Origin of the sequence: Kutzneria kofuensis (assembly GCF_014203355.1) — a bacterium.
In the GTDB taxonomy this organism is placed as follows: Bacteria; Actinomycetota; Actinomycetes; order Mycobacteriales; family Pseudonocardiaceae; genus Kutzneria; species Kutzneria kofuensis.
Genome location: NZ_JACHIR010000004.1, coordinates 1 through 16,443, shown reverse-complemented (window position 1 = coordinate 16,443; position 16,443 = coordinate 1). Strand labels below are relative to the sequence as shown.

Annotated in this window: 10 protein-coding genes; 7 read left to right on the top strand and 3 right to left on the bottom strand. The window is 72.6% G+C overall.

Annotated elements, in window-relative coordinates; all coding sequences use genetic code 11:
• The first annotated feature begins 136 nt into the window (after positions 1-136).
• From BJ998_RS44965 to BJ998_RS44945, 5 genes are all read left to right on the top strand, one after another.
• A complete protein-coding gene (locus BJ998_RS44965) occupies positions 137-637 on the top strand; it encodes a hypothetical protein (protein ID WP_184870333.1) in 501 nt (166 codons plus the stop codon).
• Between the two features lie 166 nt (positions 638-803).
• On the top strand, positions 804-2,732 hold the full coding sequence (locus BJ998_RS44960; protein WP_184870332.1) for a glycoside hydrolase family 15 protein: 1,929 nt from the start codon (positions 804-806) through the stop codon (positions 2,730-2,732).
• 90 nt (positions 2,733-2,822) lie between these two features.
• A complete protein-coding gene (locus BJ998_RS44955) occupies positions 2,823-3,065 on the top strand; it encodes an ATP-binding protein (RefSeq protein WP_184870331.1) in 243 nt (80 codons plus the stop codon).
• A gap of 153 nt (positions 3,066-3,218) precedes the next feature.
• Positions 3,219-8,714 (top strand): type I polyketide synthase, encoded by a 5,496-nt coding sequence (locus tag BJ998_RS44950; protein ID WP_184870330.1) that lies wholly within the window; start codon positions 3,219-3,221, stop codon positions 8,712-8,714.
• Positions 8,704-10,947: a lantibiotic dehydratase gene (locus BJ998_RS44945; protein WP_184870329.1), complete on the top strand. Its 2,244-nt coding sequence runs from the start codon at positions 8,704-8,706 to the stop codon at positions 10,945-10,947. Before BJ998_RS44950 ends, BJ998_RS44945 begins: the two co-directional genes overlap by 11 nt.
• Here BJ998_RS44945 and BJ998_RS44940 read toward each other — a convergent pair.
• From BJ998_RS44940 to BJ998_RS44930, 3 genes are read right to left on the bottom strand one after another with little or no spacing between them, the layout of a single operon-like run.
• Complete coding sequence (locus BJ998_RS44940) at positions 10,934-12,193, bottom strand: cytochrome P450 (RefSeq protein ID WP_184870328.1); 1,260 nt, start codon at positions 12,191-12,193, stop codon at positions 10,934-10,936. The two genes, BJ998_RS44945 and BJ998_RS44940, sit on opposite strands and share 14 nt — an antisense overlap.
• 20 nt (positions 12,194-12,213) lie before the next feature.
• Positions 12,214-13,188 (bottom strand): ornithine cyclodeaminase family protein, encoded by a 975-nt coding sequence (locus tag BJ998_RS44935; protein WP_184870327.1) that lies wholly within the window; start codon positions 13,186-13,188, stop codon positions 12,214-12,216.
• 35 nt (positions 13,189-13,223) lie between these two features.
• Positions 13,224-14,414 carry an FAD-dependent oxidoreductase gene (locus BJ998_RS44930; protein ID WP_184870326.1) on the bottom strand — a complete coding sequence of 397 codons (1,191 nt, stop codon included), beginning with the start codon at positions 14,412-14,414 and terminating at the stop codon, positions 13,224-13,226.
• Positions 14,415-14,822: 408 nt separating this feature from the next.
• On the opposite strand from BJ998_RS44930, the gene BJ998_RS44925 reads away from it, so the two are divergent.
• Both BJ998_RS44925 and BJ998_RS44920 read left to right on the top strand, forming a co-directional pair.
• Positions 14,823-16,052, top strand: coding sequence for a DegT/DnrJ/EryC1/StrS aminotransferase family protein (locus BJ998_RS44925; RefSeq protein WP_246490212.1), 1,230 nt, complete (start codon positions 14,823-14,825; stop codon positions 16,050-16,052).
• A 78-nt stretch (positions 16,053-16,130) separates the two neighbouring features.
• A partial coding sequence (locus BJ998_RS44920; protein WP_184870325.1) for a condensation domain-containing protein occupies positions 16,131-16,443 on the top strand: 313 nt, incomplete at its 3' end.

Sequence of the window (16,443 nt, the reverse complement as noted above, 5' to 3'; positions counted from 1 at the left end):
CGCCGCCCTAGCCTCGCACCCGTGAAGGAGCCTCGGGCCCACGGTCACACCGGGCGGTGGGGACCCGCCGGCGACATTCGTGTCCCGGACCGAGCCTCCATCGCTATTCGTCCACTTCGGACAGAGGAGGCGACACGTGGCCGATCAAACGGCTGAACGGATCGCGGGGCGGCGCCGGGCGGCGGGAATCTACGGAGCGATCGTCACCGCGGCCATCCTGACCGCCGCGGGCGGGCAGCTGCCCACTCTGCCCCTCGCGGTCGCGGTCGTGGTCACGCTCCTGGTCTACTGGACGGCCGAGGAATACGCGGAACTGCTGGGCGCGCACGTCCACGACGGAAAGTTCCCCGGGACGGCGCAGGTTGTCGCGGAGCTGCGCGCCACCTGGCCCATGGTGACGGCCTCCTACGTCCCGCTCGCCGTGCTGCTGCTGGTCCGGCTGGCCGGCGCCTCGCCGGTGACCGCGGCCAACGCCGGGCTCGCCGCGGCGGTCGTGCTGCTGGTGTACCACGCGTGGTCGGCCGCACGGGTCGCCCGGCTTCGTGGGCCGAAGCTGATCGGGGCGACGTGTGCGGCCGGGCTGCTCGGCGTGGTCATGATCCTGATGAAGAACTTCGTTCTGGTTCACCTGCACTGAAGGGCGCGGAGCGGTCCATCTCGCCCAGCTGGACACTGTCCGGTCTCATCTCCCCCGGGTGAGGTGCCGTGGTGATGCCACTTCGACACTGGCCCGAAGCGCGCTCTCCGCAATCTTTCCCCATCGACGCGGTTTTCCGGCAGCGAACCGAAAGGACACGAGAACCATGTCCGACTACCCGCTGATCGCCGACCACGGCCTCATCGGCGACCTGCAGACCTCCGCGCTGGTGGCCACCGATGGCACGGTCGACTGGTTCTGCGCCCCTCGGTTCGACTCGCCCAGCACCTTCGGGGCCCTGCTCGACCAGCGTCGCGGCGGGCACTGCCGGATCCGTCCCACCGTCAAGGTGTTCACCAGCAAGCAGCTCTACTACCCGGACACCGCGGTTCTGGTCACCCGCTTCATGACCGAGGCCGGGGTGGGCGAGGTCATCGACTTCATGCCGGTCACCGGCACGGTGGCCACGGCTCGCCACCAGCTGGTTCGGTTGCTGCGCTGTGTCCGTGGGGAGATGACCTTCTCCTTCGACATCGCGCCGCGGTTCGATTACGGACGCGAGCCGCACGAGACGCGGCTGATGCCGGACGGCGCGGTCTTCGAGGGCAGGACCGGAACGTCGATGACGGCGAACTTGATCAGGGATCCCGAGGACGAGTACCTCGCACGGGCGCGTGTGGACGACCACGGCAACGTGCACGGGGAGGCCACCCTGCGAGCCGGGCTGACGCGGGGTCTGGTGCTGGAGACCGGGGTCGCCGGCCCGATCCGTCAGATCCCGGTGGCCGAGGCGTGGCGGCTGCTCGAGGAGACGGTGGACTTCTGGAAGTCGTGGATCGGCCGGTCGACATACCGGGGCAGGTGGCGCGAGGCGCTGAACCGCTCCGCGATCACGCTGAAGCTGATGACCTATGCGCCGAGCGGCGCGTTCGTGGCCGCGCCCACGGCGGGACTGCCGGAACAGATCGGCGGTGAACGGAACTGGGACTATCGCTACACCTGGGTCCGGGATGCGTCGTTCTCGGTCTACTCGCTGCTCGGGCTCGGTTTCTCCGAGGAAGCCGCCGCCCTGGGACGCTGGCTGGCGCACCGTGTCGACGAGCAGGCCGGTGCCGGCCGGCCGTTGAAGGTCATGTACCGCGTCGACGGTTCCTCGGATCTCACCGAGGAAATCCTTGCCGACTGGGAGGGTTACCGTGGCTCGGCGCCGGTCCGCATCGGCAATGACGCGGCCGACCAGTTGCAGCTCGACATCTACGGCGAGGCGCTCGACAGCATCTGGGTCGGTGACCGGCACGGCATCCTCACCGGCCACCACGGATGGCGGGTGGTGTCCGACATCCTGAACTGGGTCAGCGAGAACTGGGATCAGGCCGAGGAAGGCATCTGGGAGACCCGGGGCGGACGCCAGGACTTCACCTACGGCCGGCTCATGAACTGGGTGGCACTCGATCGTGGCATCCGGCTCGCCACCGAACACGGACGACCGGCCCCGGTGGACCGCTGGCGCGAGCAGCGCGACGCGATCTACGACCAGGTCATGGATCGAGGCTGGAGTGCCAGCCGGCAGGCGTTCCGCCAGCACTACGAGACCGATGTGCTCGACGCGTCGCTGCTGCGGATGACCGCGGTCGGGTTCATCGCCCCGACCGACCCGATGTGGCTGTCCACGTTGGACGCGATGGACCGCGAGCTCGTCACCGACAGTCTGGTGTACCGGTACGACCCCGCGGCCTCACCGGACGGGCTTCGCGGCTCGGAGGGCACGTTCTCCCTGTGCACCTTCGCCTACGTCGACTCCCTCGCGCGCGCCGGCCGGCTCGACAAGGCCCGCGTCGTTTTCGAGAAGATGCTCACCTACGCGAACCACCTCGGCCTGTACTCGGAGGAGATCGCCCTCACCGGCGAACAGATCGGCAATTTCCCCCAGGCGTTCACCCACCTCGCCCTCATCGACGCCGCCATCACTCTCGACCGGCAGTTGGACCTCCACCCACCTGCGGCATCGACGCGCCCGACCGCCGTGGCGGACGATCCGTCAGCCTTACCGGCGCGGAAAGAGACCGCGGGGGTTGTCGTGAACCCGAAAACCTGAACGCGCTCGTCCGCCCACTCGAAACCGGCGCGGCCACGGTGCCGCGGCGGCGGATCGCGCCTACGCTCGACGGCGGCGAGAGGATCGACGGTGGAGGCGCTTCCGTTCACCGGCCGTAGTGCCGTGCTCACCGAGCTCGGCGCCGCACTGGATCGCGCCCGCGCCGGCCGGGGTGGGCTCGTGTTGGTCACGGGACCGGCGGGGGCCGGCAAGACCCGCGTCGCCGCCGAGGTCGCCGGGCGGGCCTGGGGTTTCCGGGGCCCGGACGTGGTGTCGATCCTCGTCGGGGTCGACGACATGGGCTGGCACACGCTGGACCCGAAGGGCAGGTGATCCCCGTGGAGGAGTTCGGAGCGGGTTACGACCGCCTGCTCGCGCCCCTCGCCGAGGCGGGTACGAAGCCGGCGCTGTCATTTTTTTTGGGGACAGCGCGTTTTCCCTTTGCTGCGAGGGGCTTGTATAGGGTCGGGGTTCGAGACCTACGGGATGCGGCACTGGGTAGTGGTGTCCGGTCCGTACGGGTGCGGCGCCGTCGCGCGGGAACGGACGGCGTCGACCTCGGCGGCCGCGGTTCGTCGCCCGCACGGCCGGATCACCCCGCTGTCGCATGAGGACGATGGGGAATGGGGCTTGGCTGTGGACGATTCCCTCGAGGCGATCGCGATCATCGGCGTCGGCGCCCGGTTGCCCGGCGCGCGGGACGCCCGGGAGTACTGGCGCAACCTCCGAGCGGGCACCGAGTCCATCACCCAGCTGTCCGAGCAGGAGCTGCTCGCCGAGGGCGCGACGCCGGCGGAAGTGGCCGACGAGTACTACGTGCGGGCCGCGGGCCTGGTCCCGCACGTGCGGGACTTCGACGCGGACTTCTTCGGGATGACGGCCCGCGAGGCGCGGTTCAGCGACCCGCAGCTGAAGCTGACGCTGGAGGTCAGCCACGCCGCGCTCGAGGACGCGGGGCTGGACCCGACCACGATGACCCGGGACGTGGGCGTGTTCGGGGCGACCGGCCTGACCCGGTACACCGACCTGTACATCAACGGGCGCCTGCAGCAGCACGACGCGACGAACGTGGTGTTCAACAACCCCGACTACATCACCACCTACACCTCGTACAACCTCGACCTGCACGGCCCGGCGCTGACCGTGCTGACCGCCTGCTCCAGCTCGCTGGTGGCGGTGCACCTGGCGTGCCAGTCGCTGGTGATGGGGGAGTGCGACATGGCACTCGCCGGTGCCGCGAACGTCGAGCTGCCCTACGGTCACGGGTACCGCTGGGGACCGGGCAGCGTGCGGTCGCGGGACGGGCACTGCCGGCCGTTCGACGCGGCGGCCAACGGCACCATCTTCACCAACGGCGCCGGGATGGTGGTCCTCAAACGGTTGTCGGACGCGGTGGCCGACGGCGACCACATCCGCGCGGTGATCCACGGGACCGCGCTGAACGACGACGGCCGCGACAAGATGAGCTTCAGCGCGCCGAGCGTCACCGGCCAGTCGGCGGCGATCGTCCAGGCGATGAGCGTCGCCGGGCTGACCCCCGCGGACATCTCGTACGTGGAGGCGCACGGCACGGCGACCGCGGTCGGCGACCCGATCGAGGTCACGGCGCTGAACCGGGCGTACCGGTCGCTGTCGGACAGTGAGCTGGCCCCCGGCTCGATCGGCATCGGCTCGGTCAAGGGCAACATCGGGCACACCGTGCCCACCTCCGGCGTGGCCGGGCTGATCAAGCTGGCGATGGCGCTGGACGCCGAGGAGCTGCCGCCGAGCATCAACTTCACCGAGCCCAATCCGCGGCTGGAGTTGGACAAGACCCCGTTCTACGTCAACAGTGAGCTGCGGGCGTGGCCGCGCGACCCGGACAAGCCCCGGTACGCGGGGATCAGCTCGTTCGGCGTCGGCGGCGCGAACGCGCACCTGGTGATCGGCGAGGGACCGGCGCGGATGCGCACGCCGGACCGCGGCCGGCCGAGGATCGTCGTGTGGTCGGCGCGCAACGCCGCGGCCGCCGAGGAGAGCCGGACCAGGCTCGCGGACTTCCTCGCCGACGCGCCGGACGACCTGTTCGCCGACGCCGTGGCGACGCTGCAGCAGGGACGGACCGCCCATCCGGTGCGGGCCGCGGTGGTGGCGGCCAGCCGGGCCGAGGCGGCCGAGGCACTGCGGCTGGCGCGGTCGCCCGAGACGGCGCCGCTGCCCCGTGACGTAGTGTTCATGTTCCCCGGACAGGGTTCCCAGCACGCGCGGATGGCCGCCGGGCTCTACCGGCAGAACGCCGTGTTCACCGCAGAGATGGACCGCTGCCTGGCCGCTTTGGACGACGGCCCCCGGCTCGCGCAGTTGTGGCTGGAAGGCGACGACGAAGCGTTGCGCCCCACCGCGTACGCACAGCCGTTGCTCTTCGCCGTGGAGTACTCGCTCGCGCGGACGCTCATCGAGTCGGGTATCCGGCCGCGGGCCGTGCTCGGCCACAGCGTCGGCGAGCTGGTCGCTGCCACCGTCGCGGGCGTGATCGGCGTGGAGGACGCGCTCCGGCTGACCGCGTTGCGCGGCAAGCTCATGCAGGACCAGCCGGCCGGCGCCATGATCGCGGTCCGGGCCGACGAGGCCACCGTCACCCCGCTGCTGCCCGAGGGATTCACCGTCGCGGTGGTGAACGGTCCCCAGCAGTTGGTGCTCGCCGGCCCCGCCGACCCGACGCCGGCAGTGGACGCGCTGAGGGCGGCCGGCCTGACGGTCACCGTCGTGCCCACCTCGCACGCCTTCCACAGCGAGGCCATGCGCGGCGCCGTGGCGCCGTTCGTCGCCGGTTTTGACGGGGTGACCCTGAACGAGCCGGCGATCACGCTGTACTCCGCGGCGACCGGACGGGAACTGACCGCGCCGGAGGCGACCGACCCCGAGTTCTGGGCGCGCCAGCTGGTCGAGCCGGTGCGGTTCGACGAGGCGGTCGGCTCGGCGGTGGCCAGCGGCATGCACGTCCTGCTGGAGGTCGGGCCGAACCAGGTGCTCACGGGTGTGGTGCGCAAGCACGATGCGGTGCGGCAGGGCGACTCGACGGTGCGGGCGTTGCTGCCGCGCGGCGACCGCTCGGTGCGTGACGACGAACGCTCGTTCCTCGACGCCCTCGCGGCGTTGTGGGAGCTGGGCCAGCAGCCGGATTGGGCGGCGCTGCGGCCGGACGAGCCGCTGCGGCGGGTGCCCGTCCCGGGATACCCGTACCAGCGCAGCCGGTACTGGATCGACCCCAAGACCGGACCGGCCGCCCCGTACCAGCCGCCGACCGAGTCCGAACCGTCCACATCGGACGATACGGTCCCGGTGGCCACCGGCACGCCGGCGGAGGCGTCGCCGTATGCGACCGTCACCTGGACGGAACGGGCGCGGGCGGGCCGGCCGGTCGATCCGGCCACGGGCCAGTGCGCGCTCGCCCTGGTGCCCGAGGACCAGGCGACGGCGTTGCCCCTGGTCCTGGCCCTGCAGCGACGCGGCTACCAGGTCGTCCGGGTACGGCCGGGCAGCGGCTTCGTGGCCGGTGACACCGAGTTCCACGTCCGCCCGGGCGAGCAGGCGGATCTGGCGGCCGTCGTTGCCGCGCTGGCCGCGACCGGCCGCTCGCCCCGACTGCTGGTGCACGGCTGGGCGCTGGGCGAGTGGGAGCCGGTCGGCGTCGACAACGCGACCGCCCAACTGGACTTGGCGTTCCACTCGTTGCAGGCACTGGTCAACGCGGCCGGCGCGGCGCCGGACACCGACGGCCGGCTGCCCGGCGTGCTCGTCGTGACGAACGGTGCGGTGGATGTCTCCGGCGGTGAGGGCGCACATCCGGCGAAGGCGGTCCTGCCGGCGCACCTGCGCACGCTCGCCGCGGAGATGCCCGGCGTGGCCTGCCGGCTGCTCGACATCGCGCCGGTCGGCGAGGAGGACCTGGTCGACGAACTCGGCGCCGAGCCCGACGAGGTCGTCGTCGCGCTGCGGGCCGGGCGGCGCTGGGTGCCGCGCGAACTGCCCTGGCAGCCCCGACCCGACGGGACCTCGCTGCGCCGCGGCGGGGTGTACCTGATCACCGGTGGCCTGGGCGGGCTGGGCGTGGCGGTCGCCAAGGGCCTGGCGGGCACCGGGCTGCGGCCCCGCCTGGTGCTGGCCGGGCGGTCCGGCCTGCCGTCCGACGAGGACGGCACGGCGGCGGCGATCGCGGAGATGGAGGCGCTGGGCGCGCAGGTGCGGGTGCACGCGTGCGACATCGCCGACGCACGGGCGCTGGCCCGCATGCTCGACATCACGACCGCCCACTTCGGTCCGGTCAACGGCGTGCTGCACCTGGCCGGCGTGCCCGGCGGCGGCATGCTGGCCGTCCGCGACCGGGCCGACGTGCAGCGGGTCTGCCGGCCGAAGGTGCAGGGCGTGCTGGCGCTGGCCGAGGCGTTCGCCGGCCGGGCCCCGCTGGACTTCCTCGTCTCCTTCTCCAGCCGGTCCGCGCTGGCCGGCATGGTCGGCAACGGCGACTACGCGGCGGCCAACGCGTTCCTCGACGCGTACGCCGCCAGCCGGTGGGGCCGGGGCGGCGAGCGCGTGCTGAGCATCGGCTGGCCGGCCTGGCGCACCGTCGGCATGGCGAAGGCGCTGGTGGGCCCGTCCGGTGACGAGCCGCCGGCCGGCACCCGCGATCACCTCACCACGCTGGCTCCGGACCGCTGCTGGGCGCTGGACGAGCACCGCGTGGACGGCCGGCCGGTGCTGCCCGGCACCGGCCAGCTCGACCTCGTCATCCGCGCCTTCCGCGAGGTGTTCGACCTCCGGCCGGACGGCACGGTCGTGTTCGAGGACGTGACGCTCGGCCAGCCGCTCGCGGTGCGCCGTGAGCAGGAGGTCCGGGTCCGGTTCGTCGAGGACGGGGACCGGCGCCGGTTCACCGTCGCCTCCCGCGCGGCTGGCTCGGACGAGCCGTGGCAGGACCACACCAGCGGATTCGTCTCGGCGCCGGCCGGGGCGGCCGGGTCGGGCCGCACGGTCGCGGTGGACGAGGTCCGCGCCGCGCTCGACCAGCAGGAGATCCCGAACGTGGTGATGTCCAGCACCCGCATGTTCAACCTCGGCCCGCGCTGGGACAGCATGACCGGGGTCTGGGCGGCCGGGTCGGCCAAGCTGGTCAGCCTGTCGCTGCCGGAGCCGTTCCGGCCGGATCTGGCCGTGCACCCGCTGCACCCCGCGCTGCTCGACCTGGCTACTTCGATCATGCGCGACCCCGACCAGGACGGGCTGCACCTGCCGTTCATGTACCGCCGGTTCACGGTGCACGCGCCGCTGCCCGGCGTCATGCACAGCCGGATCCACCGCCGGGAGGGCACCGACCGCACGATCGTCGGCGACATCGACCTGATCGGACCGGACGGCACGGTGATCGGCGAGATCGAGGGCTTCACCATGCGCCGGGCCGACCGGCATTCCTTCGCCACGCGGACGCCGGCGACCGCCCCGGAGGCGCCACCGGCTCGGGTCGCCCCCGTGCCGGGCACCGGCCGCGGCCTGGCCCCGGAGCAGGGCGTCCGGCTCCTGCTGGACCTGCTGTCTGCCCGGACGCCGGCACATGTGCTCGTCCGGCCGTTCGAGAACGACACGCCGGTGCCGCTGGCCCGCGTCGACGCCGGCGCGGCCGAGGTGGCATCGCCGGCGCAGGTGCTGGCGGCGGCCGCGAAGCCGTCGGCCGCCCCGGTCGTGCCCGCGCCCGTGGCGGCGGTGCCGGCGCCCGACGGGGAGTCGGTCGAGAATCGGCTACGCGAGCTGTGGGCCGAGGTGCTCGGCGTGGCGTCGTTCGACGCCGGCGGCGACTTCTTCGACCTCGGCGGCGACTCGATGAGCGCGGTGCAGCTGATGGGCCGCATCCGGGACGTGTTCAAGATCGAGTTCGGCATCGGCGCGGTCTTCGACCACCCGACCGTCGACGCGCTGGCCGCCCTGGTGCGCGACGCCCGTGCAGTCTGAAGTGGACAGTCATCTGGTGCCGCTGGACGGCCGGTGGTCACTGTGGCGGCGGTACGCCGTGCGCAGCACCGGCCTGCCGGTGGAGTTCGTCGACACGTTCGCCGTCGACCGGCCCGACGACGAGCCGGCGGCGCGGGCGGCGACCACCGAGGCGGTGTGGTCCGCGTTGGCGGACGACACGTTCATGGCCGCGCTGACCTGGCAGAACCCGTCGGTGGTCGACACCTGGGCGCACCGGCTGGCGGCACTGGCCCGAAGCGGCGAACGCCCACCCCTTTCCCGGCGCAACGAACGGGAACGGGTGATCGCCCGGTACGCCCAGCGCTACGCGACGAAGAACGAGTCCATCGGCTTCTTCGGGCCGGTCGCGTGGGGAACGTTCACCGACGCGGCGGCCCCGCTGTCCTGGCGGGGCACGCTCGGCCTGCGGGACAGCACGGTCTCCTTCGAGGTGTGGGCGATCGTCGAACTGGCCCGGTCGTGGGGTGAGCGGCCGGAAGTCCGGCCGCACCTGCCGGTCCGACTGCATCCGGCGTCCACTGTGGACTATGGGCGGCTGCTGCGGCCGCGCCGGCCGCCCCGGAACCTCGACGGGGCGGCGGCCGCGCTGCTCGCCGCGCTCGCGCCGAAGCAGACACTCTCGATGCTGGTCGCCGACGCCGCCGCGACGAGCGGTCTCGCCGCGTCCACGCTCACCGAGGCCGCCGAGGAGCTGTGCGCGGCCGGCGTGCTCCAGGTCGGGTTCCTGATCCCGTTCGACGAACACCCCGAGCGGCGCCTGCGCGAGCAGGTGGCCGAGATCCCGGACGGCCGGGTCCGCGGCGATCTCCTGGTCCGGTTGGACGAGTTGGACGCCGCCCGGGCCAGGGTGGCCGCGACGGCCACGGCCCCCGCGCAGCTGCACGCGGCGATGGGGGAGCTGGCCACAGCCGTCCGGGCCGCGGGCGGCACCGCCACCCGGACCATCTCCCGTCACGACCTCGGCCGGACCTCGGTGTACCTGGACTGCCGGCGGGACCTGGACGTCGAGCTGGGCGAGCCGCTGCTGGCAGCGCTCGCCGGCCCGCTCGGTCTGCTGCTGCGCGCCGCCGACTGGGTCGCCGCGGAGGTCGGCGACGTGGTCGAGAGGCACATGGCCAAGGCGTTGCACGCGATGCGCCGCGAAGTGGTCACACTGGCCGAGCTCCAGGCCGCGGTCACCGACGTGCTGGTTCCCGGCAACGACATCGTCGCCGCCGTACACGAGGACTTCCAGCTGCGCTGGGCGGAGATCCTGCCGGACGCCGCGACCGGGCCGGTCCGCCTGACCACGGCGGGACTGCGCGGTCTCGTCGACGCCCTGTTCCCGGAACGGACGCCGTGCTGGGCCGCCGCCCGGCACCACACCCCCGACCTGATGCTGGCCCGGCAGCCCGACGGCGGCCATCTCTGGGTGCTCGGCGAGTTGCACGTCGCGCTGAACACCTTGGAGAGCCGGCTGTTCGCGACGCAGTGCGCCGACCGTCCGTCCCTTGTGGACGCGACGGCGCGGGACTTCGCGGCCGGTCGGGTGGTGCCGCTGTACCCGCACGACGGCGTGGCCAACAACTCCCGCACCTACCCGCCGCCGGCGCTGGACCCGCCGGGCGGATTCCACTACTGGTCGTTCGGCGCGGACCACGGGCACGAACACGGCGTCGCCGCCGTGCCGGCCACCGCGGTGCGGGTGGTGGAACGCGACGGCGTGCTCGTCGGCGTGACCGACGGGTGGCGGGCCCCGGTCGCGGAGTTCTTCGGCGAGTTCCTGACCTCCTTGTGCGTCAACATGTTCACGCTGCGAGCGCGCCGCGCGTGGGCGCCGCGGGTGCTGATCGACGAGGTGGTGGTGTGCCGGGAGAGCTGGCATGTCCCGGCGACCGACGTGCCGCTGCCGCGGTCACGTCCGCAGGACCACACCTACCGGTGCCTGCGGGAGTGGGCCGGCCGGCACGGCATGCCGCGGCACGTGTTCGTGCACACCCCGCGTGAGGTCAAGCCGGTGTACGTGGACTTCACCGCCCCCGCGCTGCTGGACGACATGGCCCGCCTGGTCCGGGCGGCCGCGCGCGAGGGCCTGCCGGTCACCGTCACCGAGATGCTGCCCGGACCGGACCAGCTCTGGCTGCGCGATCCCGCCGGCCGGCGGTACCCGGCCGAGCTGCGGATGGTGGCGGTCCGCGCCACCGCCGCGGACCGGGTGGTCACCGAGGCCTGATCCCCTTGTGGGCCAAGGGAAGGGCGCTCGGTCCGTGCAGGTTCACGTGTTCCCGGTAGGGCGGCGGGTCCTGGGCCAGCACCGGGTCGACCAGCCGCCGGAGCAGGCTGGTCAGCGCCAGCCTGGTCTGGGTCTTGGCCAGCGCGGCGCCGACGCAGTAGTGGATGCCGACGCCGAAACCGAGGTGTCCGGGCTGCGCTCGGGTCGGGTCGAACCGGTCCGGGTCGGGATACATCGCGGGGTCCCGGTGCGCCGCCGCCAGAAGCAGGAACACCAGGCCACCCTCGGGCACCGCGGTCCCGCCGATGTCCATGGCCTCCTTGGCGACCCGGGCGCTCAGGTGCACCGGCGGGTCGTAGCGCACGGTCTCCTCGATGACCGCCGGCACCAGCGTCGGGTCGGCGCGCACGGCCGCCAGGTGCTCGGGGTGCCGCAGCAGCGCGAGCACGCAGTTGCCGATGAGGTTCATCGTGGTCTCGTGCCCGGTGACCAGGAGCAGCACGATCGTCGACACCAGCTCGTCGGCGGTCAGCACGTCACCGGCGTCCTCGATGGCGATCAGGTCCGACACCAGGTCGTCACGGGGGTCGACGCGCCGCAGTGCCACCAGGTCCTCGATGTACCGGTGCATCTCGATGGTGCCCGACATCCAGTCGAACTTGTCGTCGCTGCCCGCGGCGGCCAGCGCGAGCCCGTCGACGAACCGGGCGAGCTGCGAGGACCACCGGTGGAACAGGTGCTCGTCGGCGGCGGGCACGCCCAGCATCCGGCAGATCACCGTGACCGGCAGCGGGTAGGCCAGGTCGGCGATGACGTCGAACGTGTCGCGGTCGGCGGCCTCGTCGACCAACCGGTCCACCAGGTCGGCGATGGCCGGTTCGAGCCTGGTCACCGTGTGCACGGTGAAGGCCTTGGTCACCAGCCGGCGCAGCCGGGTGTGGTCCGGCGGGTCCAGCGAGAGGAAGGACGGTTGCCACAGTGACGTCGGCGCGTCGATCGGCAGCCGCTCGTGGTTCGACGTCGCCCCGGCGTACCGCCACCGCTCCGCGCTCAGCCGTGGGTCGCGCATCAGGGCTTCGCAGTCGTGGTACGAGCCCACCGCGACCGCCGGCATGTGCTCTATCCACAGTGGACCGCGCCGGCGGATCTCGGCGTACACCGGGTACGGGTCGTGCCGGCGGGCCGGGTCGATCAGCCGGGCGAACAGTTCCGCGCCGGTCGCGGCCGGCTGGCTGGGCGCGCTCATCGGGATGCCGATCCGTCCGTTCAGTCGAAGTCCACGTCCTGGCCGGCGCCCGCGGCCAGGGCGCGGTCGTACACGAGCGTGCACGCCGCCACGTCCTCCACCGGCAGCCCCAGCGACTTGAACACCGTGACCTCGTCGTCGTCCGTGCGGCCGGGATGGTCGCCGGCGAGCACCCGGCCGATCTCGGTCAGCGGCGGGTCGGCCGGCAGCCGGCCCTCACCGATCGGGATCAGCACGTCGCCCGCCTCGGCCAGCACCGAGGCGTGGCTGTCGGCGAACAGCGTCGCCCGCACGACGACCTCGGTCGGCAGCTCGCGGCAGGTGGCCCCGAAAGCGCCCACCGCGGTGATGTGCGTGCCCGGCCCGACCGCGTCCGACGGGATCACCGGCGAGCACGAGGACGTCGCGGTGCAGATCACGTCCGCGCCGTCGGCCGCCTCGGCGGCGGACGGCGCCCACCGCACCGGCAGCCCCCACGCCTCGGCCTGCTTCACCAGCTGCTGGCCGCGTTCGGGCGTCCGGCTGTGCACCCGGACGTCGTCCCACTCGCGAACGCCTTGCAAGGCCTCCAGATGCGCGGTGGCCTGGACACCCGCGCCGATCACGGCCAGCGTCCGGGCGTCCGCCCGCGCCAGCCGTTCGGTGGCCAGCGCCGACACCGCGGCCGTGCGCAGCTCGGTGATCACCGTGCCGTCCACGAGGGCCAGCGGCTGCCCGGTCGTGCCGTCCACCAGCACCACCAGGCCCTGGACGCTGGGCAGGCCGTGCTGGGTGCTGGCGGCGAACATGGTGAGGACCTTCAGGCCGACCTTGCCGCCCCCGCCGGCCGGCATGATCAGCACGTAGTCGCCGTCGCTCGGCTCGGCGGTCACCCGGGGGTGCTGGTACACCGTGCCGGCGCTGAACCCGACCAGCGCGTCGCGCATCGGCCCGGCCAGGTCGGCCAGGGTGACCAACCGCCGCACGGTGCTGCCGCTGATGACCTTGATCTGCACGGTCGCTGTCTCCCGCTCGCTGGACGTGGTTTCTGCTATGCGGTCGCGCCGGTCACCGACGTCGCGGTGAGCCCGCTGCGCTCCAACCCGTACCGGGTGCGGCCGTCCAGCGCCAGCTGCACGCACGCCTCGCCGAACACGGGCACGAACTTGAAGCCCCAGCCGCCGGCGCAGACCACCACGCGCTCGCCGTCGGGCACCAGGCCGGCGGCGGAGCCGAGGTAGAACTGCCGGCCGTGGTCGGTGGGCAGCGCGGCGACGCACGTGCCCGCGTGCAGCGGTTGTGGCTCCAGATCAGGCATGTGGTCGCGGACCCATTCGGTCACGCGGCGCAGATCGTGCTCACGGGGAGCGCGGCGCGCGGCGGCCGGGTCGGCGATCGGGTCGGCCTCGAACAGCGGCGACACCTGGACCAGGTCGTCGTCGGCCCACGGGGTGCGGCCGAAGCCGTAGAACAGGTTGCTGTCGGTGTCGGTGGCGTTCTGGAAGGCGAACCAGGTCGGGTAGTCCCGGTCCGTGCGCAGCCGGAAGTGCGCCTGGGTCAGCTCGTACAGCGTGAGGTCGACCGACACGCCGATCCGGTCGAGCACCGCGGGAGTCCACGCGCCCGCGGTGACCACCACGTGCCCGCAGCGATAGCGGCCGCGGTCGGTGTGGACGGTGACGCCGTTGCCGTCCGGCGCGATGTCGAGCACCGTTTCGCCGCTGTGCAAGGCACATCCGAGGCCGGCGGCCGAGTCCAGCAGCGCCCAGCGCGCCGCGGCGACGTCCAGCACGCCGCCCTGCGGCTGGTGGATGCCGTGGTAGTCCGCGGGCAGGTCATGGAACCCGTAGCGGGTGCGCAGCTCGTCGTTGTCCACCCGCTGGTAGGCGATCTCCAGCTCGTCCAGCACGGCCACGGCCGCCTCGATCTGACCCTCCGAGCTGCTCTGCGTGGTGTCGCCGAACCACAGGCTGCCGGTCTCGTGCACCACCCGGCGCCGGGTGCGCGCCGCCAAGTCGCGCCAAGCGGTGCGGGCATGCAGCGTCAGCGCGGACAGATCGGTCTCGGCGTACTGGAGCCGCCACTGCCGTTCGGCCCCGCCCGAGCTGCCGTGCCCGCCGTGGAAGTCGAACCGCTCCACGACCAGAACCGACAGCCCGCGCGCGGCGGCCGCCCCGGCGGCGGCCAGGCCCACCGGGCCGCCGCCGACCACGGTCAGGTCGAAGAATTCAGCGTCCAGCATCGCGCCCTCCCGGCTATCGGGCCCGTCGGATTCCCCCGTGCGGTCGGTCGCCACCGCACATCGGCGCCTCGGCGATGATTCCAGCAGCATGCCACGGAAACCAACGGGCCGCCAGGAGCGATCCGTGTCGAGTCCGCGCTGCTTGCCTTTCGGCACACAGCTGGTAGCGTGGCCGAACGTCCGGTCGGCACCGTCGCCAGGAACGGTTTCGGCGAATATGCGGATTCGCGCGTCTGGCGAAATCAATCGAGATGTTTCGGGGGAGATCGTGCGCCTGGAAATGTCACATCCCGTCGACCGTGACCAGTGGTCGTCGGCGGCGGGGTCCTGTTCCGCCGGATTGCCGACGGGCTCGCCGGGTGAATTCACGGCGCCCGCCGGCGGAATGCTCTCGCCACTCGCCGTGAAATGTCGACAGGAATGAGCCGGGCGGCCGCCGCCGAGGTGCCGTTCCCGATGCTCGGCGGCGTGCTCGACGAGCCCGAGCTGGCGGTGCTCGGCGAGGTGCTGCGGTCGGGCGACCGGCTCTCCCAGGGGCAGTGGCGCGACCGGTTCGAGCGGGCGTTCGCCGACCACGTCGGGGCGCGGCACGCGCTGACGGTGACCAGCGGCACGGTCGCCCTGGAGATGGCGGTCCGGCTGCTGGACCTGCAGCCGGGCGACGAGGTGATCGCCACCCCGCAGACCTTCCAGGCCACCGTGCACGCCCTGCTCGGCCTGCCGGTGACCGTCCGGTTCTGTGACATCGACGCCAACTCGCTGAACATCGACGTGGCCCGGATGGCCGAGCTGGTCACCCCGCGCACCCGGGCCGTCATGCTGGTGCACTACGGCGGGCTGCCCGCGCCCATGGACGAGATCATGGCGATCACCCGGCCCCGGGGCATCGTGGTGGTCGAGGACTGCGCGCACGCGCTGGGCGCGTCCTACCGCGGCCGGCGGCCGGGCGCGCTGGCCGACATCGGCTGCTTCAGCTTCCACTCGTCCAAGACCATCACCACCCTCGGCGAGGGCGGGATGATCACGTTCGACCGGGACGACTGGGCCGAGCGGGTGGCTCGGATCCGCGGCAACGACTGCGACGGCGTGTACCGGGCCGCGACCGCGCGGTTCGACGAGGTGCCCAAGGCGCTCTACCCGGGGCTGGCGCACACCCACGAGTGCGTGACCGTCCGCGACCCGGGCACCAACGCCACGATGGGGGAGCCGGCGGCCGCCGTCGGCCTGGTGCAGCTGGGCCGGCTGGCCGAGCTGAGCGCCCGCCGCCGCCACGTGGCCGGCGTGCTGGACGACCACCTGCGCGACCGCGACGACATCAGGATCCAGGCGGTCCCGCCCGACGTCGTGCACGGCCGGCACCTGTACACGTGTTTTGTCGAGCCCGGCAGCGGAATAGACCGCAACGCGCTGATCCGGTCGCTGGAGGACCTCGGCGTCGAAATGTGGCTGCGTTATTTCCCGCTGCACCTGCTGCCCGAATGGCGCAGCCGGGGACATGATTTCGGCGAATGCCCGACGGCGGAGCGGCTGTGGTTCGGAAGTCAGCTCAACCTGCCGTGCCACCCCGCGCTGACCGACATTCACCTCGAGCGCCTCGTCGCCGCCCTCGACAAAGCGCTGGCCGGCGCCAGGGCGTGACCGTCGGTGTCATTCCGGGCCCTGTCCCTTTTTCATGGGACAAGACGCGGAGGGGTGTTCGAGCATGGAGTACAACATATGGCGACTGATGATCTGGTTGTGCCGGAAGCCGCCGGTGCGCAGTATCGCGAGACCATGCCCTCGTTCGCGCAGGAGCGGTTCTGGTTCCTCGACGGACTGGTGCCCGGCAATGCGGCGCACACCCTTCAGCAGAGCTACACGATCGTCGGTCCCCTTGACGTGACCGCCCTCGCCGACGCACTCACGGCCGTCGTGCGGCGGCATGACGTGCTGCGGTCCCGGTACGTGCCGGCCGAGGACGAGGTGCGGGTCCAGGTCGACGCGCCCCGCCCCGTCGACCTGCCCGTACTCGACCTCAGCACGGAGCCCG